This is a genomic window from Methylobacterium platani (genome assembly GCF_001653715.1).
In the GTDB taxonomy this organism is placed as follows: domain Bacteria; phylum Pseudomonadota; class Alphaproteobacteria; order Rhizobiales; family Beijerinckiaceae; genus Methylobacterium; species Methylobacterium platani.
In genome coordinates this window covers 684-1420 of record NZ_LWHQ01000123.1, presented here as the reverse complement: position 1 = coordinate 1420, position 737 = coordinate 684, and the positions used below count along the sequence as shown (strand labels likewise).

At 70.8% G+C, this 737-nt stretch carries 1 protein-coding gene; it reads left to right on the top strand.

Features of this window, described 5'->3' with window-relative positions:
• The coding region (locus tag A5481_RS31705) for an ABC transporter permease (protein ID WP_197514285.1) at nucleotides 1-634 on the top strand (634 nt) is incomplete at its 5' end.
• Between the last annotated feature and the right edge of the window lie 103 nt (nucleotides 635-737).

Sequence of the window (737 nt, the reverse complement as noted above, 5' to 3'; positions counted from 1 at the left end):
CGGGGCGATCAACGGGGCGCTCGTCACCTTCGTCGGGCTCGCCCCCTTCGTGGTGACCCTCGTCACCTTCGCGGTCGGGGCGAGCCTCGCCTTCGTGGTGACCGACGGCCACTCGATCGCCATCCTCGACCCGGATTTCTGGTGGCTCAACGCCGGCTCCCTGGTCCCGGGCGTCGCCAACTACGTGCTGTTCTGCGTCGTCGGGGTCGTGCTGCTCGAAGTCGCCCTGCGCCGGCTCGTGCTCGGCCGCTGGGTCTACGCCATCGGCAGCAACGCCAAGGCGGCGCGGCTGCTCGGCATCCCGGTCGATGCGGTGCGCTTCGGCGTCTACGTCGCGTCGGGCCTCGGCGCCTCATTCGCCAGCCTGCTCAGCCTCTCCTACATCAGCAATTCCGAGGCGACCTCGGGCGCCAACCTGATGCTGCAGGCCATCGCCGCCTGCGTGATCGGCGGGGCGAGCCTGTTCGGCGGCACCGGCTCGGCGATCGGCGCGATGCTCGGCGCGGTGATGATCACGGTGATCCAGAACGGCGTGAACCTGATCGGCATCAACAGCTTCTGGCAGGGCTCGGTCACCGGCCTCGTCATCCTCGTCGCGGTGCTGATCGACCGCTTCACCAAGGCGCGCGCCTGACGCGGCGCGACGAAGACGCCCCCATCCCCCGGAGGAATCCCCGATGACGCCCTCACGCCTGCGCAGCCTCGCGGCCGCCACCGCGCTCGCCCTCGCGGCGGCG